Here is a 20,237-nt window from a genome sequence, read left to right as displayed (position 1 = left end):
TATAACGAAAAGCCCTACTAACATTAAATGTGTTCCAGGTTTTGCTTTCCAAAAAACACCAATAACTTAGCTATAAAAATTATTGGTTGCAATTATCTTTTCTCCTGGTATCGATAATATAAACAATCTGCCAGCCCTGATCTCCTTTTACCAGCTGAAAGGAATTTACCCCGCAATGACTAAATTTTTCGCCGAGATAAAATTTATAGTCTGTCCAAACCGCGGCCAAGGGGCCATCGATTAATATTTTCGTAAAAACAATACGCTCATCGTACTTTTCCTGGTGCGGAGTGGCAATAAATTTGATAAAGTCGTTAACAGATTCTGTGCGGACACTTACTTTACCGGCTTTGTTGGCGATGGTTTGCATGATCGCTGCTGGTGCAAATGCGCTTCGGGTTAATGTGCTGTCTCCACCTTTCATCCCGGTAAAAAGGTTGTTTATCGTTTTTTTGATGGCGTTTTCCTCATCGCTTTGTGCAAAGCCATTTGTAGCAAAACAGCATAAAAACAGGGCAAAAATGACTAATCCTTTCATGACTTCTTCATTACGTATATACCATAAATTTATAGTATTTTTGTCAAAGAAGGGAAAAGGAACCGCGATGTTGCACAAAATCTATCGATTATCCACACATCTTAATCACAGTCAATACGCTTTATAGTCAGCTATTTACGCTGTTTTAGCCGATTGATGTTAATAATTATTTTAAAAACGGATAATTAAAACTTGTAAACTTATAATGTGTTTTTCTGCTAATTGGCACGGTTCTTTAATAGTATAATATATGGAAGAAGAATTCTTTTTTGAATCCAACGAAGATGCACAACGCTCGGTAGAACGTTACGAAGAAATGCTCCGCAACCAGGATCAGTATTTCTTCGATGCAGGGGCATTCGAATACATTGTAGATTTCTACATTGAGAAAAATGATCCGGTCAAAGCTTTGCAGGTAGTTGATTTTGCAATCAGTCAACACCCTTATGCTACTGTGTTTTTAATCAAACAGGCTCACCTTTACATTTTAACCAACAACCACGAAAAGGCTTTTATTGCTTTGCAGAAAGCCGAGCTTTTAGAACCGTCTGAACCAGATATTTATTTGCTTCGCGGTAATATTTTTCAAAATACCGAACGTTTTGACGAGGCTTTGGAAAATTATGAAAAAGCTTTGGGACTGGCCGAAAGTACCGATGAGATTTTATTGCAAATGGCTTATGTTTACCAGAGCATGAGCGATTATGAAAGCGCCATTACCTATATTAAACTCAGTTTAGAGCAGAATATGGAAAACCAGGATGGTTTGTATGAGCTGGCTTTCTGTTACGATGTGTTAGATAAACAAGAAGAAAGTATCAAGTTTTATCAGCAATACATCGATACCGATCCGTATTCTTATGCGGCCTGGTATAATTTAGGCAACAGTTTCCACAAGTTGAACCTTTTCGAAAAAGCGATTGACGCATATGATTATGCGATTCTCATTAAAGAGGATTTTAGCTCGGCGTATTTTAATAAAGGTAATGCTTTGGTTCAACTCGATAAATATGACGAGGCGATAGAGGTTTACAAACAGACTTTCGAATACGAACAACCCAATGCCGATACCTATTGTGCCATTGGTGAGTGTTACGAAAAACTGGAGAAAATGGACGAAGCCCGTTCATACTACAAAAAATCGGTAAAAATGGATCCTAAAATGGCAGATGCCTGGTTTGGGATTGGTGTTACACTGAATTTTGAAGAACGTTATTTCGAATCCTTGCATTTTTATAAAAAAGCAATCGATTTAGAAGCCGAAAATCCAGATTTCTGGTTTGCCATGGCCGATGCTTATTACAAATTAGGCCAGATTGATGAATCGATTGAAGCTTATGAAAAAGTATTGGAGTTTAATCCTTTAGATATTGAAGCCTGGTTAGATTTTAGTACCGTACTTTACGAGCAGGGCAAATTGCTGGAGGCATCGGAAACGATGGCAGAGGCGATTAAGAATAACCCCGAAGCAGCAGAACTGTATTACCGGATGGTAGCCTATCTTTTTGCCTTAGGGAACTATAGCGATGCGCTGGGATATTTAGAAACGGCTTTAACAACTGACCCTGATAAACACTATATTTTATTTGAATATTTGCCACAATTGCAGGATAATAGTGCCATTTTGAACGTTATAAACAGATATATAAGGTAACGACCTTGTGAGAAAAATTTAACAAATAAATCTCAAAATTTTTTTCACTTTTGTACGCATATGAATTATCCATTATTAAACGTTCCCGAACGTCCAGCTAAACCACGCCAAAAAGGCTTAACAATGGTTATGGATAAGGGATTGAGCCTACGCCAGGTTGAAGATTTTATTGAAGTTGCCGGCGTACATACAGATATCGTAAAATTAGGTTGGGCCACATCACACGTAACACCAAACCTTAAAGAAAAATTAGCTTTATATAAAAGTGCAGGCATTCCTACCTATTTCGGTGGAACATTATTTGAAGCCTTTATCATCCGTAACCAGTTTTCAGATTATCAACGTGTATTAGATCAATACGGGATGGAATATGCAGAAGTTTCTGATGGTTCTATCGAAATTGAGCACGATAAAAAATGTGAGTTTATCCGTGAACTGGCTAAACAGGTAACCGTTATTTCTGAAGTGGGCAGTAAAGATGCTGCTAAAATATTTGCCCCATACAAGTGGATTAAATTAATGCAGGCCGAAATTGAAGCGGGATCGTGGAAGGTAATTGCCGAAGCCCGCGAAGGCGGTAATGTAGGTATTTACCGGGGTAGCGGCGAAGTGCGTGAAGGACTGGTTGATGAAATTCTAACGCAGATTCCTGAAGAAACCATTATCTGGGAGGCCCCTCAAAAAGAACAACAAGTTTGGTTTATTAAATTAATCGGTAGCAATGTAAACCTTGGTAATATTGCCCCGGCAGAAGTGATTCCTTTAGAAACTATTCGTTTAGGACTACGTGGAGATACTTTTGACTATTTTCTGAACCAAGTAAAATAAAAGACAAAAATCGTCATTGCGAGGCACGAAGCAATCTGTTGGTAGTATTTCTATCACATTAAGATGGCTTCGTGCCTCGCAATGACGTAAATACGCTTATGAAAACATACGGCTTAATCGGATATCCCCTTTCTCATTCTTTCTCGAAAAAATATTTCACAGAAAAATTTCAAAATGAGGGCATAGCCGGACATCAATATGAGCTTTTCCCTATTGCCGATATTAAATCGCTGCCCGATCTGCTGAATGAAAATCCTTTGCTGTGTGGCCTTAATGTAACTATTCCGCATAAAGTTAACGTGCTTTGCTATTTAAATGAAGTAGACGAAGCTGCAGAAAAAATTGGTGCTGTAAATTGTATTTCGATCAAAAGTTTTGAAGGAAAAAACTATCTAAAAGGTTATAATACCGATGCATATGGCTTTGAAGAATCGCTAAAGCCATTATTAGGACCTCAACATACAAAAGCGCTTGTTTTTGGCGATGGCGGTGCGGCGAAAGCGGTTAAGTATGTTTTAGAAAAATTAAATATCCAATATCAGGTGGTGGTGCGAACGGCTGTTCCAGGTGCTATTCTATATTCGGAAGTTAGCCCGGAGATTTTGGCCTCACACCAGTTACTAATCAATACCACGCCTTTGGGGATGTCGCCAAATGTAGATACCTTTCCCGAAATTGATTACAGCTTGCTTGGGCCAGGATATTTAGCTTACGATTTAGTGTATAATCCGCTGGAGACCGCATTTTTGGCTAAAGCCGCCGAACGTGGTGCAGTCATTAAAAACGGTTTGGAAATGCTGTACAAGCAAGCAGAAAAAGCCTGGGCAATCTGGAATAAATAATCTAACTTATCGCCATTGCGTGGAGGAACGACAAAGCCCGCTGCAGCAGGCAGGCAATCTTTGATAGAATGTTATGAAATTAAAACAATTGATTATTCTTTTACCTTTTGTCCTGCTTTTGTTCCTAACAGCTTGTCAGAACCACGATTATAGTCCAAAGCCAAAAGCATATTTCAGGATTGTATTCCCTAAAAAAGACTACACCACATTTACCAAGCCAGTTCCTTTTACTTTCGAATATCCAACTTATGCAGTGGTAGAGCAGGATCAAAGTCGCGATGCCCAAAAAAACTGGTACAATTTGCACTTTAAGCAGTTTAATGGCTTTTTGCATTTAACTTATTACGATGTTTCGGGTAAAGGCGAATATGATGAAATGGTAGAAGATGCCCGAAAACTGGCCTTTAAACACACGATAAAAGCAAGTGCAATTGATCAGAAGCTCATCAATTACCCTGAACACCAGGTTTATGGTATTTATTATGCCATTGAAGGAAACACAGCTTCTTCTGTCCAGTTTTTTTTAACCGATAGCGCTAAACATTATTTTAGAGGGGCTTTATATTTTAATGAACGTCCGCAATACGATTCCATTGAACCCGTTGTTAAGTTTATTAAAAAGGATATCGATACCCTGATTTCTACCTTCAGGTGGAAAAATTAATTTATTATTTGTTATCCTGGAAGCAGGATTTTTTCTAAAACTTATGATTACCATAAAAACCTTCACCTTTAACGCTTACAGCGAAAATACCTATGTGCTTTACGATGAAACCAAAGAATGTGTTATTATCGATCCGGGTATGTACGAGGGTTTTGAGCAAAATGAATTAGCCGCTTTCATTAAAAATGAAGATTTAAAACCGGTTTTGCTGCTCAATACACATTGCCATCTCGATCATGTTTTCGGCAATAAATTTGTGTTCGAAACCTATGGTTTAAAACCACAGTTTCATCAGGGCGAACTACCCATTTTAAATGCCGTTCCCGGTTATGCACCATCAATGGGTTTTACCCGTTATGCTATATCTCCCTTGCCGGATACCTTTTTGCCCGAAACAGGAACTGTTTCTTTTGGCAATAGCACACTTACCCTAATTTTTGCTCCGGGGCATTCACCAGCGCACCTTTGTTTTTACAGTGCGGCCGATCATATTTTAATAGGTGGTGATGTGCTTTTTTACGGTAGCATTGGGCGTACCGATTTGCCGGGAGGTAATCATCAGCAATTAATCCAAAACATTTCCGATAAACTGTTTGTCTTACCTGATGAAACCAAAGTTTATCCTGGCCACGGACCAGCCACAAGCATTGGTTTTGAAAAACAACATAACCCATTTTTTTGATGTAAAATGTAAGATTGAATATGTAAAATGGTTTTACATACAGCTTCCGTCTTACCTCATCCATCTTACATTTTAACTATCTTTGCCGCTGTGAATACATCGTTTTATATTGCCAAAAGGTATCTTTTTGCCAAAAAATCAACCAATGCCATTAACCTGATATCGGGTATATCAATGGTAGGTGTAATGGTTGGTAGTGCTGCATTAATTATTATCCTTTCGGTATTTAACGGTTTAGAAACTGTGGTATTAAACATGTTTGATACCATTACCCCCCAAATAGCCATTACCCCGGTTAAAGGGAAAACTTTTGATCCAAATACAACTTATTTTAATGCGCTCAGAAAAAATAAAGACGTGGCCGCTTTTACCGAGGTGCTGCAGGAAAATGCATTACTAAAATACAACAACAAACAGGCCGTTGGAATGGTTAAAGGAGTAAGTTTGGATTATTTGAAAAATGCCAAATTAGACAGCACCATTAAAGAAGGCCACTTTATATTGCATAACAGAAGCGGCGATAATGCGGTAATTGGGTCTGCCCTGCAGAGTTATTTAGCGGTAAATACGGTTGATCCCTTTACGGAATTAGAGATTTATTCGCCAAAGAAAGATATCGCAGCCAATACCTTAAACCCGGCCGACGATTTTGTGGTGAAGAACATTCGGGTAAGCGGTGTTTTCGAAGTACAGCAAGATTTCGACAATGGCATTATTGTACCCTTAAATTTTGCGCGTGAACTTTTGGGCGAAGATAAAAAAGTGTCTGCAATAGAGATCAATCTCCAGCCTGGCGTTGATGTAGATGATTTTCAAAAAGAGGTAATCGAAAAAGCAGGTAAAGATTATGAGGTCAGAAATCAGGCCGAGCAAAATAAATCGCTCTACCACATTTTAAATACCGAAAAATGGGCCGTTTATATTATTCTTACTTTTATCCTGATTATTGCTATATTTAATATCATAGGGTCGTTAACCATGTTAGTAATCGATAAGGTAAAGGATGTAGCCATTCTGAGCAGTTTGGGCGCAGGTAAGAAATTAATCAAACGTATATTTTTATTTGAGGGCATGATGATCACCATGTCTGGCTGTGTGCTGGGCTTAATTATTGGCCTCATATTTTATTATTTTCAGCACACCTATGGTTTTATCAAAATGGGCGATGAAGTAAACAAAACGCTGGTAAGTTCTTATCCAATCGGATTAAAATGGAAAGATTTTGTTTTAGTTTTTGTTACAGTAGGCATCTTCTCATTTTTGGCATCTGCTTTGTCATCCAATTTAAGTGTTAAAAAGATAGATCAAATTAATCAAACTATATAAAATGAAGTTATTTAAACAAGCAATTGTACTCGTTGTGCTCCTTGGCGTAGCCGCTACAGCTTGTAGAAACGATAAAGCCGAGGGAGAAAAAAGTAATCTGAAAACGGTTAAAGGTTTATATAGTTTTGGCCCTGAAATGAAGTCGTTTACCTTATGCGAAGACGGACGTGAATATTGGGTTACCGACAGTGTAAAAAACTTAGAACTGGCTTATAGCAACCTGGGCTTCGAAAAGCCTTACGAGCCTGTATATGTGGAATTAGAAGGTTATTTTGCTAAATCTGATACCGCTACGGTTTCTCCTGATTTCGATTCTACTTTAGTGGTGATGAAAGTGCTTAAAATCAGTAAAGAAATCCCTGACGGACCTTGTTCGCAATAATTCATTCAAACCTATAGGAGTCGTCATGCTGTCCCGAAGATTCCTATCGTGTGGTCAGCATCCCTTTTGCTATTAAAAACACTCGCAAACACCTTGGTTCGTGTCTCCACGAATCAAGGTGTTGCGATTAAATATTTTTTTGTTGAAGCGCAATCGTAGTGCTTATCGGTTGCTATAGTCCTGCTTTCCGCTCCTGCCGATGAAAAATCGGCATCCCCTTCAATAAGGGCTAATTAACGCGTTTTTCTACAGCTATTAATGGTTTGGGTCTCATCGCGTAATTCGCTACGCCCTGCAGCCACAAATAGTTGCACCTTCTTAGCCACCTAAACCTGATCGGAGTGGTTCTGATCCTATACCGATAAATCGGCACTACATTAACATCAGAAAGAATGGAGAGCAGGACTGTCATTGCCTAATGCTACTGTACCTGCTTTCCAAAAGACAGCAAATTTCTATTTTTATGCGCCGTCTAACAAAACTTACCTAAACAAAAAAAGCTTTCCTGTTTCCAGAAAAGCTTTAGAAATTATAATAAAAAGATATTTCCTACCAGTATACACTGTAAAGGGCAACCAATAAACCGATAATAATTAACGAGCCAACAGCAAAACCTGTGGTGGTTTTGAACATTTTCGAATCGATTTCCAGACCTTTTGGATTAACACCATTTCTGTTTTCGAACAAACTGATAATGACCATACCAATCACACAGAATACGAATACAAAACCCATTCTATCTAAGAAAGGAATTTCGTAAACACCAACTCCGTTTTTAACTGAGAAGCCCATTCCTGATAGCCAGGAAAGATCGGTCCATGTAGGTAGAACCTTTAATAATAAGGATAATCCGAAACCACCAACAGTGGCGAAAAGCGCCGCGTTTGAGGTAGCTCTTTTCCAGAAGAAACCAAGAATAAACATGGCAAATATACCTGGAGACACAAAACCTGTATACTCCTGGATATACTGGAATCCGCCTTTTTTATCGATACCTAAGTATGGTGCAATAACAACACCCAATACCATGGCTACAACTACGGCAATTTTACCTGTAAAAACGAGGTTCTTTTCAGAAGCATCAGTTTTTAATACTTTTTTATAAATATCTAATGTAAAAATGGTTGCAATACTGTTTGCTTTACCCGCTAATGAGGCTACAACCGCTGCAGTTAATGCCGCAAACGATAAACCTTTTAATCCGGCAGGTAATAAGTTTAACAAAACCGGGTAAGCACGATCCGGATTAACAGATCCATCCTGCAACATCTCCGATTGGAAAGCGCCGTCTTTATACAATACATAAGCAGCAATACCTGGTAATACCACAATAATCGGCATTAATAACTTTAAGAACGCCGCAAACAAAATACCACCACGGGCCGTTTTTAAATCTGCACCTAAAGCACGTTGCGTGATGTACTGGTTACAACCCCAATAGTTAAGGTTTACAATCCACATACCACCTACTAATACGCTTAGTCCTGGTAAATCAATGTAATTCTCATTGTCAGGTTTTAAGATCATGTGAAAATGTTCTGATGCTTTTGAGGTCATCAGGCTATAGCCTTCGAAAATACCTGAGGTACCATAATGCGTAGAAACCAGGTTTAAGGCCAGGTATGTTGTGGCCAAACCGCCCAGAATTAAGAAAAATACCTGAATCACATCGGTATAACCAATTACTTTCATTCCACCTAGTGTAATTACAATGGCAAAAGCTGCAATGGCATACATACAAAAGGTTAAATCGAATCCAGAGATACTGCTAACAGCTAAAGCACCTAAGTAAAGGATTGAAGTTAAGTTTACCACTACGTATAACAATAACCAGAATACAGCCATAATCATGGCCACCGTTCCGTTGTAACGTTGGTGTAAGAACTGAGGCATTGTGGCAATTTTGTTCTTCAGGTAAACCGGAATAAAAAAAACAGCAACAATAACCAGTGTAAGGGCAGCCATCCACTCGTAAGTTGCAATTGCCAATCCCATCTTAAAGCCCGATCCGCTCATGCCGATAAACTGCTCTGCAGAAATATTAGAGGCGATTAAAGATGCTCCGATTGCCCACCATGTAAGTGAACCTTCAGCTAAGAAATAATCTTTTGAGCCTGTGGATGCGGATTTTTTCTTGTTGTAGATGTACAGACCGTAAGCAGCCACAATAACGAAGTAGATTGCAAATACAATGTAATCCTTCGTGTCCAATAAATTGTTTTTCATTAATATAATAGCGGTTATTTGGTTTCGAAATCTAAATGTAGTAAAATCATAAATTAATCTCCGCTTTTTTTTAAATTAAAAAATGTTAAAATGACGTTTATTAATTTGAATATTCACTTCTTGCTGTCATTCTGAATGCAAAGAAGAACCCGAAGGTGCTGAGAAATAAATTTTTTACCGATGTGAGTCTGTGTCTCTACAGATCGTTCTAAATTAAAGCCTGGTGGCCTGTGCGGACACAGACCAGAGCAGGATTTTTAATTTTAAATATACCTGTTGATCAGGTTTTCCAGGTATTCCTGCTTTCCGCTAAGTACCGCTGGTTCGCCGTTTTCTGCAGCGTAATTTCTCAGGTCCTCTAAACTTAGTTTGCCTTGTTCAAATTCGGCGCCCTTTCCGCTATCAAATGAAGCGTAACGCTCGGTCCTTATTTTTTTGTAGTCAGATTTTTGAAGAATGGCATCTGCAGTGATTAATGCCCTTGCGAAGATGTCCATGCCACCTATATGTGCATAGAATAGGTCTTTCGGATCAGTAGAGTTACGGCGGATTTTCGCATCGAAGTTTACACCTCCGCCCTGTAAGCCGCCACCTTCTAAGATGATTAACATGGTTTCCGTTAGTTCGTTAATATCGTTCGGGAACTGATCGGTATCCCAGCCGTTCTGGTAATCGCCACGGTTAGCGTCGATAGAACCTAATAAGCCATTATCTACGGCAACCTGTAATTCATGCTGGAAAGTATGACCGGCCAGGGTAGCGTGGTTCACTTCTAAATTTAGTTTGAAATCGGCTAACAGATCGTATTGTTGTAAAAAGCCTTTTACCGTTGCTGCATCGTAATCATATTGGTGTTTAGAGGGCTCGCATGGTTTCGGTTCAATGAAGAATGTTCCCTTGAAACCCTGTTTGCGTGCATAATCTTTGGCGGTATGTAAAAATTTTGCCAAATGTTCCTGCTCACGTTTCATGTTGGTGTTCAATAAGCTCATATAACCTTCTCTTCCTCCCCAGAAAACATAATTTTCGCCACCAAGGGCAATGGTAGCATCTAAAGCTGCTTTAACCTGTGCTGCCCCGTGTGCCAGTACATGGAAATCGGGATTGGTCGACGCACCATTCATGTAACGCCTATGGCTGAATAAATTGGCGGTTCCCCATAACAGTTTTACGCCGCTATCAGCCTGTTTTTGTTTGGCATATTCAACAAGGGCCTGTAACCTGCGTTCGTTTTCGGCAATATCATCGCTATAATCTACCACATCCACATCATGGAAACAATAATAAGGGATCTGCATTTTAGTGATAAACTCAAAGGCTGCATCCATTTTATCTTTTGCCCTTTCTACTGCATCCTTCTTTTCATCCCAGGGAAAAATGTGCGTTGCACCACCAAAAGGATCAGCACCGTTTCCATTGAACGAATGCCAATAGGCACAGGCAAATTTAAAATGTTCGTTCATGGTTTTGCCTGCTACTACTTTGTTGGCATCATACCATCTAAATGCTAATGGATTATCGCTTGCCAGACCTTCAAATTTGATCTGTTCAATGCCTTTGAAAAATTCCGTTGCTCCTGTTACTACTTTTGTCATGTGTTTTTGTTTTTTGGTTGATGGTTGCTTGGTCAATAGTTCATAGCCGATCTGGCTATGGACGATCAGCCACTAACCCATTGCTAACTGTTTCTCTAATATTTCTTTCCAATCCTGGTAGATTGGTTCATATACTGCCGAATGTTGAGGCATTAAAGTTTTAATTACTTCGTGGTGGCTGAAAGCCTCTTCTGCACTTTTAAAAATCCCCGCACCTATACCTGCACCTATGCCTGCGCCTACGCTACCGTCGTTTTCGTAAAGTTCTACCGGAATGCCGGTCACATCTACAAAAGTTTGTGCAAATACATCACTTAAAAAAAGGTTGGCCCTTCCGGCCCTGATTACTTTAGGTTTCATGCTGTTTTCGCGCATAATATCCAGCCCATAACGGAAAGAGAAGGCAATCCCTTCCTGTACTGCCCTGAAAATATCTGATGGATTGTGGCGGTTTAAATCAATACCCAATAACTGGCCCCCGGTATATTTATTATTTAACATTCGTTCGGCACCGTTTCCGAATGGAAGTACTTTTAAACCGTTACTACCTATTGGTGCTTTAGATGCCAGGTTATTCAGTTCTGCGTAAGTAGATTGTGGTGCGAAATTATGTTTTGCCCAACGGTACATGCTGCCGGTGCCATTAATGCAAAGTAAAACACCGGTGTGTTTTTGCTCCTCCGTATAGGTTACATGGGCAAAGGTATTCACCCTCGATTGTTTATCGTAAGTAAGACCGTCGCTTACCCCATAAATTACACCAGATGTGCCGGCTGTAGCGGCAACTTCGCCTGGTTTTAATACATTTAGCGAAAGCGCATTGTTGGGCTGATCGCCGGATTTATAAGCAACCGGAATCCCAGTTTGTAAACCCAAGGAATTGGCAATGTCGGCTTTTAAATGGCCATGTTCCGAAAATAAAGGTTTTACGGTTGGAATAAGATCGACCGAAATGCCATAATAATTCATTACATCTTTAGAAATTTCGTGGTTTTCAAAATCCCAAAAAATGCCTTCCGATAATGCAGAAATACTGGTTGTAATTTCTCCGGTTAATTTCATCGCGATAAAATCGCCGGGTAACATTATTTTATCGATACGGCTGTAGATGTCTGGTTCGTTTGTTTTTACCCAGGCCAGTTTTGATGCCGTAAAGTTGCCGGGAGAGTTTAATAAATGTTTTAACGATTTTTCGTGTCCAATCGCCTCAAAAGCACCATTACCTAGCTCCACTGCCCTGCTGTCACACCAGATAATACTATCGCGGAGTACCTCCTGGTTTTTATCTACAACAACCAGCCCGTGCATTTGGTACGCAATACCAATGGCTTTAATTTCTTTCGGATCAAATAAGCCTGTCGAATTTAATTTGAAGATGGCCTGCTGCACATTTTGCCACCAATCGTTAGGCGATTGTTCTGCCCAGCCCGATTGTAAAGATTTGATGGCCGTTTCCTCTTCCGGATACTGAGCGGTGGCTACATTTCTTTGTGTAGCTGCATCAACAACGGCAACCTTTATAGATGAGGTACCTAAATCAATCCCTAATAAATACATGCTTTAATGTTCTTTTAATATCTGGTTATGCAAACGGTTGCATAAAGATAGCCTGAAAAATATCAATCGCAAATTTTTTATCAAATCTGTTGAATTGAATGCAGTCATTTGAAATGTAACCTGCCTTATTTTGGAACGAAGACGAATTATCTAATAATTTATATTTTTGCCATTAATACATTAATTATTTATGGAACAGATTACGTGGGGCGATTTCGAAAAGGTAGAATTAAGAGTGGGCACCATTTTAGAAGCCTTCGAATTTCCTGAAGCCCGAAGGCCAGCCTACAAAGTAAAGGTAGACTTTGGTGAATTCGGCATTAAAATGAGCAGTGCACAAATTACCAAACATTATACATTGGAAGAATTGCCTGGAAAACAGATTGTGGGGGTAATTAATTTCCCGAAAAAACAGATCGGCAAATTTATGTCCGAATTTTTAGTTACTGGTTTTGCCGATGAAAACGGCGATATCGTATTAACAGCTGTGCAAAGTAAAGTGCCTAACGGGAGTAAGTTGGTCTAGTTTGCACACGTTTTCCTATTTCCCGCAGATTTAAAAGGATAAGAAACGCAGATTTTCTTAAGCAATTTTAAATCTGTTTGATCTGCGGTTTCCATCAGTGCCTATCTGCGGGAAAATAAGCTAGTTATTTTCCAGGCCATGCTAAAATAGTCCTGATTAAAGTGTTTGCTCTAGACCTTTGAAGATACCCAGCACTTTGCCGTATTAAACTTCGGAAGTGTTAGCCTATATTTGCTTCATGAGTTTTTACAATTTCGAAAATACCGATCCCGAAGAAGAAGATATCCATTATATGAAATTGGCTTTGGAAGAAGCGAAAAAAGCTTTGGCTGATGATGAGATTCCGATCGGCGCTATCGTGGTCAGTAAAAACAGGATTATTGGCCGGGGTTATAATTTAACTGAACGCTTTAATGATGTAACCGCACATGCCGAAATGCAGGCCTTTACTTCTGCTGCCCAAACCATTGGCGGAAAATATTTAAGGGATTGCACCTTATATGTAACCATCGAGCCTTGTGTAATGTGCGCCGGTGCAAGTTATTGGACACAGATTGGTCGTATTGTTTATGGGGCCCGCGAAGAAAAAAGAGGCTTTATCTCCAAAAATGCAAACCTGCTTCATCCTAAAACCGTATTAAAAGGAGGTGTAATGGCGGAAGAATGTGCCACGCTGATGAAAGATTTTTTTGCGAAGAAGCGGTAGAGGAGATTGACCATCAACGATTGACTAAAGATCAATTTTTTCATTAAAAACCACTTGGCTATCGCCCTGAACCTTACAGCTTTTTAATCCTCCCGGCTTTACAACAATACACAGAAAACGATTTGATGATAATAACATGAACAAATCTTAACGTTCTAATGTTATATTTGCTACAAGAAACATTTTTAAATCTTTAAACATAAAACATTATGGCTTTTGAATTACCTGCGTTACATTACGCAACCGATGCATTAGAACCGCATATTGATAAAACTACCATGGAAATCCACCATGATAAACACCATCAAGCTTACGTTACCAACCTAAACAAAGCGTTAGAGGGTAAAGCAGAGGCGACTTCGAGCATCGAGGAAATTGTAAAACACATTTCAAAATTCCCTGCTGCTGTTAGAAACAATGGTGGTGGCCACTATAATCACTCTTTATTCTGGAACATTTTAGGCCCAAATAAAGGTGGTGAGCCAACTGGCGATTTAGCTAAAGCAATTAACGAAACTTTTGGTTCGTTTGCTGATCTTAAAACTAAATTACAAGAAGCTGGTGCTACCCGTTTTGGTTCTGGCTGGGCCTGGTTATCAGTTGGTGCTGATAAAAAACTTCAGGTTTCTTCTACACCAAACCAGGATAACCCTTTAATGGATGTTGCTGAAGTTAAAGGAACACCAATTTTAGGTATCGATGTTTGGGAACACGCATATTACTTAAAATACCAGAACAAACGCCCTGATTATTTAGCAGCAATCTGGAATGTAATTAACTGGGATGCAGTTGCTGAGCTTTACAAAAAAGCTTTATAAGCAAAACATTCAATAAAATTTGAGAGAAGTCCCGATGTAAATCGGGACTTTCTTGTTTTAAGATAATTAAGTAACTTCGCAGGTATAAAATGTTCGAAATGAAAAGGCTTGTAATTTTATTTTTAATTATTGTTGGTGTAAATGGATTGGTGCGTGCACAACAGAATAAAGTACCAACTCCAACGGAAATTGCACAGAAGAATGTGGAGGATCTGGATAAGCGGTTAAAACTGAATGGAACACAAAAAAGCGTAATCTACAGCTTTACCTACAACCAGGCTAAAGAACAGGCTGATTTAATTAAAAGACAACAGGCAGGCAACTCACGTGAAGAGGATGTAGATAAATTCTATAAACTCCAGAACGAAACCTCAAAAAATATCCGCAATGTTTTAAGACCAGAGCAACAAACCGAATATGACAAAATCATTGAGGAACGTTTAAGTGGTAAAGGCTTAAAAGCGAAAAACAAGAAAAAGAAAAAAGGCGAAGAGGAAGAAGTGGAAAGCGATATTAAAGGATTGCTATCTGCACCTCCAATACAAAAACAAGATCTTTAAGCATTTAGCGCTTTTGTAATCGGTTAATTCAATAACAAATGCCCGAAATAATCTTAGGCACAATTGTACTCGGACTACTATTGTCGCCACAATTACTTGCAGGTTTTTTGGCAAAACGAACAGGCCGGAATTTTTGGTTCTGGTTTTTCATTTCCTTTTTAATCCCCATCATTTCATTAATTATTTTGATCTTTTTAGAGGATAAAAATCCAGCTGCAGCAGGCTATAAATTAGCTGAACATGTAGATAGAGATAAGAAATTAGTTTGAGATGCGGTAGAATAATCAATTTTATAGAAAAGTCGTCATCTCGACTGAAGCGCAGTGGAATGGAGAGATCTATCTAGGATAGATTTAGCTTCGCTGAGCACTACGTGGTTCTCGGCTACGTTACACTCCGCCCGAAATGACGATCGTGAAGCAAGCTGTAACTTATATCCCAACAATATCTTTTTTCTTTTTTTGCTTCATGGCTTTTGGGATAATTTCTAAAATCTCATCTTTTAAAGCATTAAGCATCCGTTTTTTAATGAAGTTTTTATGTGTGACCAGACTGATCTCGCGCACAGGCTCAGGCGATTTAAAATGACGGATTTTATTGGTCTGTTTTGCATTTAATTCGGTTATGGCCAATTCAGGCAATAATGTTGCACCTCCGTTTAAGTCAACCATGCGCACTAGGGTTTCTACACTACCGGTATTGTATTCCAGTCCTTGTAACCTGTTGTTTTTGGTGGAACGGCAAATATTCAATACCTGATTGCGCATACAATGACCTTCGTTTAAAAGCCAGATATTTTCGTCATTCAAATCTTCGGCATCAACTGCTTTCTTTTTGTAAAGCTTGCTGTTTTTGCTGATGTAGCTTACAAAGTTTTCGTAATATAGTGGGGTTTCGGTAATGTTCGGGTCGGTAAGTGGCGTGGCCAAAATGCCGCAATCCAATACACCTGTTTTTAGGTGGTGAATAATATCTTCGGTGGTATATTCCCAGATTAAAAGTTTTAGTTCAGGATATTTATCCAGCATGGCCGAAATCACTTCGGGCAGCAGATATGGTGCAACAGTTGGGATAACGCCTATTCTTAATTCACCAAGAACATCCTGCTGCTGACTGCTGATGAGTTCTTTAATCTTGCCGCTTTCCTGTAAAATAATTCTGGCCTGGGCAATAATCTGGGCGCCAATTTCAGTCGGGCTTACAGGCTGTTTGCTCCTATCGAAAATTTTAACGCTAATCAGTTCCTCCAGTTTTTGTACCTGCATGCTTAAGGTAGGTTGCGTTACAAAACATTTATCTGCAGCAGTAACAAAACTTCTGTAAGTATCTACAGCAACAATATATTCTAGCTGAACTAAAGTCATATAGGTAAAATTGATTTATATTTTCAAATATATAAATTCTAGCTATATAAAATTATGGAATGAGCAAATTAATGAGTGATTGAATGGAAGCGGATTTAATCCTTCTCTCATTCAATCATTATTTTAATATCTGCTTTCGAAATCCTGATAAGCCAAAGCTATACCCTCAGGGAGCTCGATTTTATGTTTCCAGCCTAAATTGTGGAGCTTGCTTACGTCCATTAATTTACGTGGTGTTCCATCGGGTTTAGTGGCATCAAACACCAATTTTCCTTCAAAGCCCAAAACATCTTTAATCAATAAAGCCAGGTCTTTAATGGTTAAATCGTGCCCGGTACCAATATTGATCAGGTGCGGCTCGTTATAGTGTTGCATTAAGAAATAACAGGCATCGGCTAAATCATCGGCGAATAAAAATTCGCGCATGGGTGAACCCGATCCCCAAACCACAACTTCTTTTTCGTTGTTTGCTTTTGCCTCATGTACCTTACGGATCAAGGCAGGTAAAACATGCGAATTTTGTGGGTGATAGTTATCATTAAAACCATACAGATTTGTTGGCATTACCGAGATAAAATTACAGCCATACTGATCGCGGTAGGCATCACACATTTTGATGCCTGCAATTTTTGCAATGGCATAAGGCTCATTAGTATGCTCTAAAGTTCCGGTTAAAAGGTAATCTTCTTTTAAAGGCTGTGGGGCCATTTTAGGGTAAATGCAACTCGAACCCAAAAACATGAGTTTTTTAACGCCGCTTACATAAGCGTTGTGGATCACATTATTTTGTATGGCTAAATTCTCGTAAAGAAAGTCGGCGCGATAAGTATTGTTGGCTACAATTCCACCCACTTTTGCTGCGGCAAGAAATACGTAGTCTGGTTTTTCTGCTGCAAAGAAATCTGTAACGGCCTGTTGGTTGCGTAAATCTAATTCGCCGGAAGTTTTAGTTACAATATGCTCATAACCCTCTTTTTGCAGTTTGCGGTAAATAGCCGAACCCACCATGCCACGATGGCCTGCAACATATATTTTAGCGTTTTTTTCCACGGTATTTTTTATAGGCTACAAAAATACGATTCCTAAATAAGAATGGCAGTAATCTTTCTGGCAAAAGAAACTTCGATTATTGATTTAATTGTATTTTTGCAGAAAAAAAACTTTTGGGTAAAGATAAACTTAGGCGTTTTGCAGAAATCGAAACATTTGCAAACGTATATCAACTGGAACAAGGAAAAGCTTTAAAGGGAAACTGGGCTTCAGCACATTTTAAAAATACGAATCCCATTGTGCTCGAGTTGGCATGTGGAAAAGGCGAATATTCGGTAAATTTAGCCAGACTGTTCCCTGAAAAAAACTTTATAGGCGTTGATTATAAAGGTAACCGCATTTGGAGGGGGGCCAAAACAGCTATTGAAGATGGAATTAACAATGTTGCTTTTTTAAGAATCCAGATTGAAAATTTACTGGATTATTTTAACGAAGGAGAAATTGATGAGATTTGGATCACTTTCCCCGATCCGCAACCACAGGATAGCCGTGAGAAAAAAAGGTTGACTTTTCCCGCATTCCTGAACCGTTATAAACTTGTTTTAAAACCGGGAGGCAACGTTAATTTGAAAACAGATAACGACCAACTGTATGCTTATACTTGCGAAAAAGTGGCAGAATTAGGCTTGCCTGTACATAAAAATACCGATCATCTGTATACTTCTGATCTAGTTGATGAGGTATTGTCGATCAAAACCTATTACGAGAAAAAATACTTGCTACACGATAAAAATATTAATTATATTCAGTTTTCTTTTGAATAATGGATACCAACTTTTACGAACAGGTTTATGAGATTGCCCGGTTAATTCCGAAGGGAAGGGTAACTTCTTATGGAGCCATCGCTAAAAGTTTGGGTGCAGCAAAATCATCACGAATGGTGGGGCATGCCATGCTTTATGCCGGAACAGCCCACCCCAAAGTACCAGCCCACAGGGTAGTAAACAGTAGTGGTTTACTGACCGGGAAGTTTCATTTCAAACCTCCGGAATTAATGGAAAAATTGTTAAGAAACGAAGGCGTTGAAGTAAAGAACGATAAGGTGGTTAACTTTAAAAAGGTATTCTGGAATCCGATGGAAGAAATTACAATATAACGGGTAAACTTCGCTTATAATCAGTAAGGGTAAAAATAATCAAAATCAATAAGCCCAGGCAGGCGTAGAAAATTTCGTCAACTAAATTTCCTTTAAAAAGCGTAAAGGCTAAAATGACAAGAACAATACTGACAAAAAACTCGATAAGGCCATGAAGTTTAAGGTTAATAATTTTAAAAATGCCTCCACTAAAGTTAGTGCTCACTGTTAATAAAAAATGAATAATGCCTAGCACATATGCCAGTGTTGAAGCAGTTTTAGAAAGGCCAAAAACATCAGGTGAAGCCAATAGAAGCATTACTAATAGGTAGTCTAAAACAGCATGAAATTTTGGAGATATCATTTTCATAATCAAATGTTTATATCTCTAACAAATAATAGTTAAAAAAGATTTTAGAATATGGGAAAGCTTATAGAAGAATTTAACGGCTATCGTGAGAAAATGAACGATAGGATAATGGAAACGGCGAACACAAATATTAAACGTTTTTTTGCCCTGGATACCACCTCCTATGCTGATGGAGCTTTAGATGTTAAAACGAAAGAGATGTTAGGTCTGGTAGCCTCAATGGTTTTGCGTTGTGATGATTGCATTAAATACCATTTGGGTAAATGTTTTGATGCCGGCGTAAACCATGAGGAGATGAACGAAATTTTCATGATTGCCAATCTGGTGGGTGGTAGTATTGTAATCCCGCATTACAGAAGAGCTGTGGAGTATTGGGATGAGCTGAATGCTTAGTCCATAGTCCATAGTCCATAGTCTTTAGTCCCAAGTCTATAGTCTCATTCTCTTCCCAAATTGTTATATTAGTTTTAAAAAACGATGGGAAAGTTTAGGGAATTAATAGCCTATAAAAAAGGATTCGCCCTCCTGATGGATATCTTTACATTGACGAAAGATTTCCCTAAATCAGAGCAGTATAGTTTGGTTGATCAGATCCGTAGATCTTCGAGATCTGTTTGCAGCAGTATTGGTGAAGCCTATAAAAAAAGAAGATATCCAAATCACTTTATTAGCAAGCTATCAGATGCTGATATGGAGAATGGCGAAACGCAAGTTTGGTTAGATGTAGCACTTGCGTGTAATTATATTTCTGAAGAAAAATTCAATTACCTGGATGCTCAATGTGAGGAAATAAGTAAATTATTAAATTTCATGATTAGCAACCCTGCAAAATTCGCATAATATGACTGAAGACTCTGGACTGAAGACTAAGGACTTAATAACCCGTTGCACCTGGGCTGGCTCTGATCCGCTTTATATCAAATACCACGATGAAGAATGGGGGAAGCCTGTTTACGATGATAAAATCTTATTCGAGTTTTTAATACTGGAAGGTGCTCAGGCTGGTTTAAGCTGGATTACCATACTTCGAAGAAGAGAAAACTATCGTAAAGCCTTTGCCAATTTTGATGTGAACCAGGTAGCTGCTTTTACCGAAAAAGATGTAGAACGCTTAATGAACGATGAGGGCATTATCCGCAACCGTTTAAAAATTAATGGAGCCATTACCAACGCCAAACTGTTTATTGAAATCCAGAAAGAATTTGGCAGTTTCTCTAAATACATGTGGAGTTTTGTTCCTGGGGGTAAACCGATCCAAAATCACATCGAAAAAATGAGCGATGTTCCACCAAGGACTGAACTCTCCGACCAAATCAGTAAAGACATGAAAAAACGGGGCTTTAAATTTTTCGGTACCACCATCTGTTATGCCCACATGCAGGCAACCGGAATGGTAAACGATCACCTGTTAAACTGTTGCGCAAGATAAAATTTAGTTTAATATTTGGTCAAAAGCGATTTCGCAATCCTGAAA

General features: G+C 38.8%; 24 protein-coding genes. 17 read left to right on the top strand and 7 right to left on the bottom strand.

Annotation, left to right across the window (positions count from 1 at the left end; translation table 11 throughout):
* Nucleotides 1-79 precede the first annotated feature (79 nt).
* Nucleotides 80-538, bottom strand: coding sequence for a nuclear transport factor 2 family protein (locus AC04QZ_RS09135; RefSeq protein ID WP_478357510.1), 459 nt, complete (start codon nucleotides 536-538; stop codon nucleotides 80-82).
* 250 nt (nucleotides 539-788) lie between these two features.
* On the opposite strand from AC04QZ_RS09135, the gene AC04QZ_RS09130 reads away from it, so the two are divergent.
* The 7 genes from AC04QZ_RS09130 to AC04QZ_RS09100 all read left to right on the top strand — a co-directional run bounded on the left by AC04QZ_RS09130 (nucleotide 789) and on the right by AC04QZ_RS09100 (nucleotide 6,916).
* Nucleotides 789-2,192, top strand: a complete 1,404-nt coding sequence (locus AC04QZ_RS09130; RefSeq protein WP_086548217.1) for a tetratricopeptide repeat protein — start codon at nucleotides 789-791, stop codon at nucleotides 2,190-2,192.
* Between the two features lie 60 nt (nucleotides 2,193-2,252).
* On the top strand, nucleotides 2,253-3,020 hold the full coding sequence (locus tag AC04QZ_RS09125) for a phosphosulfolactate synthase (protein WP_086548216.1): 768 nt from the start codon (nucleotides 2,253-2,255) through the stop codon (nucleotides 3,018-3,020).
* Between the two features lie 98 nt (nucleotides 3,021-3,118).
* The gene (locus AC04QZ_RS09120; protein ID WP_478357509.1) at nucleotides 3,119-3,862 is read left to right on the top strand and encodes a shikimate dehydrogenase family protein; all 744 of its coding nucleotides are present in this window, start codon (nucleotides 3,119-3,121) and stop codon (nucleotides 3,860-3,862) included.
* A gap of 73 nt (nucleotides 3,863-3,935) precedes the next feature.
* Nucleotides 3,936-4,526 (top strand): gliding motility lipoprotein GldD, encoded by a 591-nt coding sequence (gene gldD / locus AC04QZ_RS09115; protein ID WP_478357508.1) that lies wholly within the window; start codon nucleotides 3,936-3,938, stop codon nucleotides 4,524-4,526.
* A gap of 43 nt (nucleotides 4,527-4,569) precedes the next feature.
* The gene (locus AC04QZ_RS09110; protein WP_478357507.1) at nucleotides 4,570-5,208 is read left to right on the top strand and encodes an MBL fold metallo-hydrolase; all 639 of its coding nucleotides are present in this window, start codon (nucleotides 4,570-4,572) and stop codon (nucleotides 5,206-5,208) included.
* A gap of 90 nt (nucleotides 5,209-5,298) precedes the next feature.
* Complete coding sequence (locus AC04QZ_RS09105; RefSeq protein ID WP_478357506.1) at nucleotides 5,299-6,534, top strand: ABC transporter permease; 1,236 nt, start codon at nucleotides 5,299-5,301, stop codon at nucleotides 6,532-6,534.
* 1 nt (nucleotide 6,535) lies between these two features.
* Nucleotides 6,536-6,916, top strand: a complete 381-nt coding sequence (locus tag AC04QZ_RS09100; protein WP_086548211.1) for a hypothetical protein — start codon at nucleotides 6,536-6,538, stop codon at nucleotides 6,914-6,916.
* Between the two features lie 549 nt (nucleotides 6,917-7,465).
* On the opposite strand, the gene AC04QZ_RS09095 is transcribed toward AC04QZ_RS09100, so the two are convergent.
* The 3 genes from AC04QZ_RS09095 to AC04QZ_RS09085 form a co-directional block, all read right to left on the bottom strand.
* Nucleotides 7,466-9,142 (bottom strand): sodium/sugar symporter, encoded by a 1,677-nt coding sequence (locus AC04QZ_RS09095; RefSeq protein ID WP_086548210.1) that lies wholly within the window; start codon nucleotides 9,140-9,142, stop codon nucleotides 7,466-7,468.
* A gap of 263 nt (nucleotides 9,143-9,405) precedes the next feature.
* Nucleotides 9,406-10,737 (bottom strand): xylose isomerase, encoded by a 1,332-nt coding sequence (gene xylA / locus AC04QZ_RS09090; protein ID WP_478357505.1) that lies wholly within the window; start codon nucleotides 10,735-10,737, stop codon nucleotides 9,406-9,408.
* Between the two features lie 72 nt (nucleotides 10,738-10,809).
* Complete coding sequence (locus AC04QZ_RS09085; RefSeq protein ID WP_478357504.1) at nucleotides 10,810-12,294, bottom strand: xylulokinase; 1,485 nt, start codon at nucleotides 12,292-12,294, stop codon at nucleotides 10,810-10,812.
* Nucleotides 12,295-12,484: 190 nt separating this feature from the next.
* Between AC04QZ_RS09085 and AC04QZ_RS09080 the strand changes: the two genes are divergently transcribed.
* The 5 genes from AC04QZ_RS09080 to AC04QZ_RS09060 all read left to right on the top strand — a co-directional run bounded on the left by AC04QZ_RS09080 (nucleotide 12,485) and on the right by AC04QZ_RS09060 (nucleotide 15,173).
* Nucleotides 12,485-12,820: a tRNA-binding protein gene (locus tag AC04QZ_RS09080; RefSeq protein ID WP_086548207.1), complete on the top strand. Its 336-nt coding sequence runs from the start codon at nucleotides 12,485-12,487 to the stop codon at nucleotides 12,818-12,820.
* Nucleotides 12,821-13,058: 238 nt separating this feature from the next.
* The gene (locus AC04QZ_RS09075) at nucleotides 13,059-13,526 is read left to right on the top strand and encodes a nucleoside deaminase (RefSeq protein WP_086548206.1); all 468 of its coding nucleotides are present in this window, start codon (nucleotides 13,059-13,061) and stop codon (nucleotides 13,524-13,526) included.
* A gap of 209 nt (nucleotides 13,527-13,735) precedes the next feature.
* Nucleotides 13,736-14,344, top strand: coding sequence for a superoxide dismutase (locus AC04QZ_RS09070; protein ID WP_086548205.1), 609 nt, complete (start codon nucleotides 13,736-13,738; stop codon nucleotides 14,342-14,344).
* Nucleotides 14,345-14,442: 98 nt separating this feature from the next.
* The gene (locus AC04QZ_RS09065; RefSeq protein WP_086549451.1) at nucleotides 14,443-14,904 is read left to right on the top strand and encodes a hypothetical protein; all 462 of its coding nucleotides are present in this window, start codon (nucleotides 14,443-14,445) and stop codon (nucleotides 14,902-14,904) included.
* 38 nt (nucleotides 14,905-14,942) lie between these two features.
* Nucleotides 14,943-15,173, top strand: a complete 231-nt coding sequence (locus tag AC04QZ_RS09060; protein WP_478357503.1) for a hypothetical protein — start codon at nucleotides 14,943-14,945, stop codon at nucleotides 15,171-15,173.
* A 162-nt stretch (nucleotides 15,174-15,335) separates the two neighbouring features.
* On the opposite strand, the gene AC04QZ_RS09055 is transcribed toward AC04QZ_RS09060, so the two are convergent.
* Entirely contained in the window at nucleotides 15,336-16,268 is a 933-nt protein-coding gene (locus AC04QZ_RS09055) for a LysR substrate-binding domain-containing protein (protein WP_478357502.1), read from the bottom strand.
* A 123-nt stretch (nucleotides 16,269-16,391) separates the two neighbouring features.
* Nucleotides 16,392-17,318 (bottom strand): GDP-L-fucose synthase, encoded by a 927-nt coding sequence (gene fcl, locus AC04QZ_RS09050; RefSeq protein WP_478357501.1) that lies wholly within the window; start codon nucleotides 17,316-17,318, stop codon nucleotides 16,392-16,394.
* A gap of 113 nt (nucleotides 17,319-17,431) precedes the next feature.
* Here fcl and trmB point away from each other — a divergent pair, with 113 nt between their 5' ends.
* A complete protein-coding gene (gene trmB, locus AC04QZ_RS09045) occupies nucleotides 17,432-18,082 on the top strand; it encodes a tRNA (guanosine(46)-N7)-methyltransferase TrmB (protein ID WP_086548201.1) in 651 nt (216 codons plus the stop codon).
* Entirely contained in the window at nucleotides 18,082-18,414 is a 333-nt protein-coding gene (locus AC04QZ_RS09040) for an MGMT family protein (RefSeq protein WP_478357500.1), read from the top strand. The genes trmB and AC04QZ_RS09040 overlap by 1 nt, the downstream gene beginning before the upstream one ends.
* On the opposite strand, the gene AC04QZ_RS09035 is transcribed toward AC04QZ_RS09040, so the two are convergent.
* Complete coding sequence (locus tag AC04QZ_RS09035) at nucleotides 18,404-18,763, bottom strand: hypothetical protein (RefSeq protein ID WP_478357499.1); 360 nt, start codon at nucleotides 18,761-18,763, stop codon at nucleotides 18,404-18,406. The genes AC04QZ_RS09040 and AC04QZ_RS09035 overlap by 11 nt on opposite strands.
* 51 nt (nucleotides 18,764-18,814) lie before the next feature.
* Here AC04QZ_RS09035 and AC04QZ_RS09030 point away from each other — a divergent pair, with 51 nt between their 5' ends.
* The 3 genes from AC04QZ_RS09030 (at nucleotide 18,815) to AC04QZ_RS09020 (ending at nucleotide 20,192) form a co-directional block, all read left to right on the top strand.
* Nucleotides 18,815-19,156 carry a carboxymuconolactone decarboxylase family protein gene (locus AC04QZ_RS09030; RefSeq protein ID WP_478357498.1) on the top strand — a complete coding sequence of 114 codons (342 nt, stop codon included), beginning with the start codon at nucleotides 18,815-18,817 and terminating at the stop codon, nucleotides 19,154-19,156.
* Nucleotides 19,157-19,240: 84 nt separating this feature from the next.
* Nucleotides 19,241-19,603 (top strand): four helix bundle protein, encoded by a 363-nt coding sequence (locus tag AC04QZ_RS09025; protein WP_478357497.1) that lies wholly within the window; start codon nucleotides 19,241-19,243, stop codon nucleotides 19,601-19,603.
* Nucleotide 19,604: 1 nt separating this feature from the next.
* Nucleotides 19,605-20,192, top strand: coding sequence for a DNA-3-methyladenine glycosylase I (locus AC04QZ_RS09020; protein ID WP_478357496.1), 588 nt, complete (start codon nucleotides 19,605-19,607; stop codon nucleotides 20,190-20,192).
* Nucleotides 20,193-20,237 lie beyond the last annotated feature (45 nt).

This window comes from Pedobacter folensis (assembly GCF_056490665.1).
Note: the sequence above shows the minus strand (reverse complement) of the source record. Positions and strands in the feature narration are given on the sequence as shown.

Excerpts from the sequence above, each read along its gene's own strand:
- AC04QZ_RS09070 (WP_086548205.1), top strand. The coding sequence starts at position 13,736 with ATGGCTTTTGAATTACCTGCGTTACATTACGCAACCGATGCATTAGAA.
- AC04QZ_RS09035 (WP_478357499.1), bottom strand. The coding sequence starts at position 18,763 with ATGAAAATGATATCTCCAAAATTTCATGCTGTTTTAGACTACCTATTA.
- AC04QZ_RS09065 (WP_086549451.1), top strand. The coding sequence starts at position 14,443 with ATGAAAAGGCTTGTAATTTTATTTTTAATTATTGTTGGTGTAAATGGA.
- xylA (WP_478357505.1), bottom strand. The coding sequence starts at position 10,737 with ATGACAAAAGTAGTAACAGGAGCAACGGAATTTTTCAAAGGCATTGAA.
- AC04QZ_RS09130 (WP_086548217.1), top strand. The coding sequence starts at position 789 with ATGGAAGAAGAATTCTTTTTTGAATCCAACGAAGATGCACAACGCTCG.
- gldD (WP_478357508.1), top strand. The coding sequence starts at position 3,936 with ATGAAATTAAAACAATTGATTATTCTTTTACCTTTTGTCCTGCTTTTG.
- AC04QZ_RS09030 (WP_478357498.1), top strand. The coding sequence starts at position 18,815 with ATGGGAAAGCTTATAGAAGAATTTAACGGCTATCGTGAGAAAATGAAC.
- AC04QZ_RS09025 (WP_478357497.1), top strand. The coding sequence starts at position 19,241 with ATGGGAAAGTTTAGGGAATTAATAGCCTATAAAAAAGGATTCGCCCTC.
- AC04QZ_RS09125 (WP_086548216.1), top strand. The coding sequence starts at position 2,253 with ATGAATTATCCATTATTAAACGTTCCCGAACGTCCAGCTAAACCACGC.
- AC04QZ_RS09020 (WP_478357496.1), top strand. The coding sequence starts at position 19,605 with ATGACTGAAGACTCTGGACTGAAGACTAAGGACTTAATAACCCGTTGC.
- AC04QZ_RS09055 (WP_478357502.1), bottom strand. The coding sequence starts at position 16,268 with ATGACTTTAGTTCAGCTAGAATATATTGTTGCTGTAGATACTTACAGA.
- AC04QZ_RS09075 (WP_086548206.1), top strand. The coding sequence starts at position 13,059 with ATGAGTTTTTACAATTTCGAAAATACCGATCCCGAAGAAGAAGATATC.
- AC04QZ_RS09135 (WP_478357510.1), bottom strand. The coding sequence starts at position 538 with ATGAAAGGATTAGTCATTTTTGCCCTGTTTTTATGCTGTTTTGCTACA.
- AC04QZ_RS09095 (WP_086548210.1), bottom strand. The coding sequence starts at position 9,142 with ATGAAAAACAATTTATTGGACACGAAGGATTACATTGTATTTGCAATC.
- AC04QZ_RS09040 (WP_478357500.1), top strand. The coding sequence starts at position 18,082 with ATGGATACCAACTTTTACGAACAGGTTTATGAGATTGCCCGGTTAATT.
- AC04QZ_RS09085 (WP_478357504.1), bottom strand. The coding sequence starts at position 12,294 with ATGTATTTATTAGGGATTGATTTAGGTACCTCATCTATAAAGGTTGCC.
- AC04QZ_RS09060 (WP_478357503.1), top strand. The coding sequence starts at position 14,943 with ATGCCCGAAATAATCTTAGGCACAATTGTACTCGGACTACTATTGTCG.
- AC04QZ_RS09120 (WP_478357509.1), top strand. The coding sequence starts at position 3,119 with ATGAAAACATACGGCTTAATCGGATATCCCCTTTCTCATTCTTTCTCG.
- AC04QZ_RS09110 (WP_478357507.1), top strand. The coding sequence starts at position 4,570 with ATGATTACCATAAAAACCTTCACCTTTAACGCTTACAGCGAAAATACC.
- AC04QZ_RS09080 (WP_086548207.1), top strand. The coding sequence starts at position 12,485 with ATGGAACAGATTACGTGGGGCGATTTCGAAAAGGTAGAATTAAGAGTG.
- AC04QZ_RS09100 (WP_086548211.1), top strand. The coding sequence starts at position 6,536 with ATGAAGTTATTTAAACAAGCAATTGTACTCGTTGTGCTCCTTGGCGTA.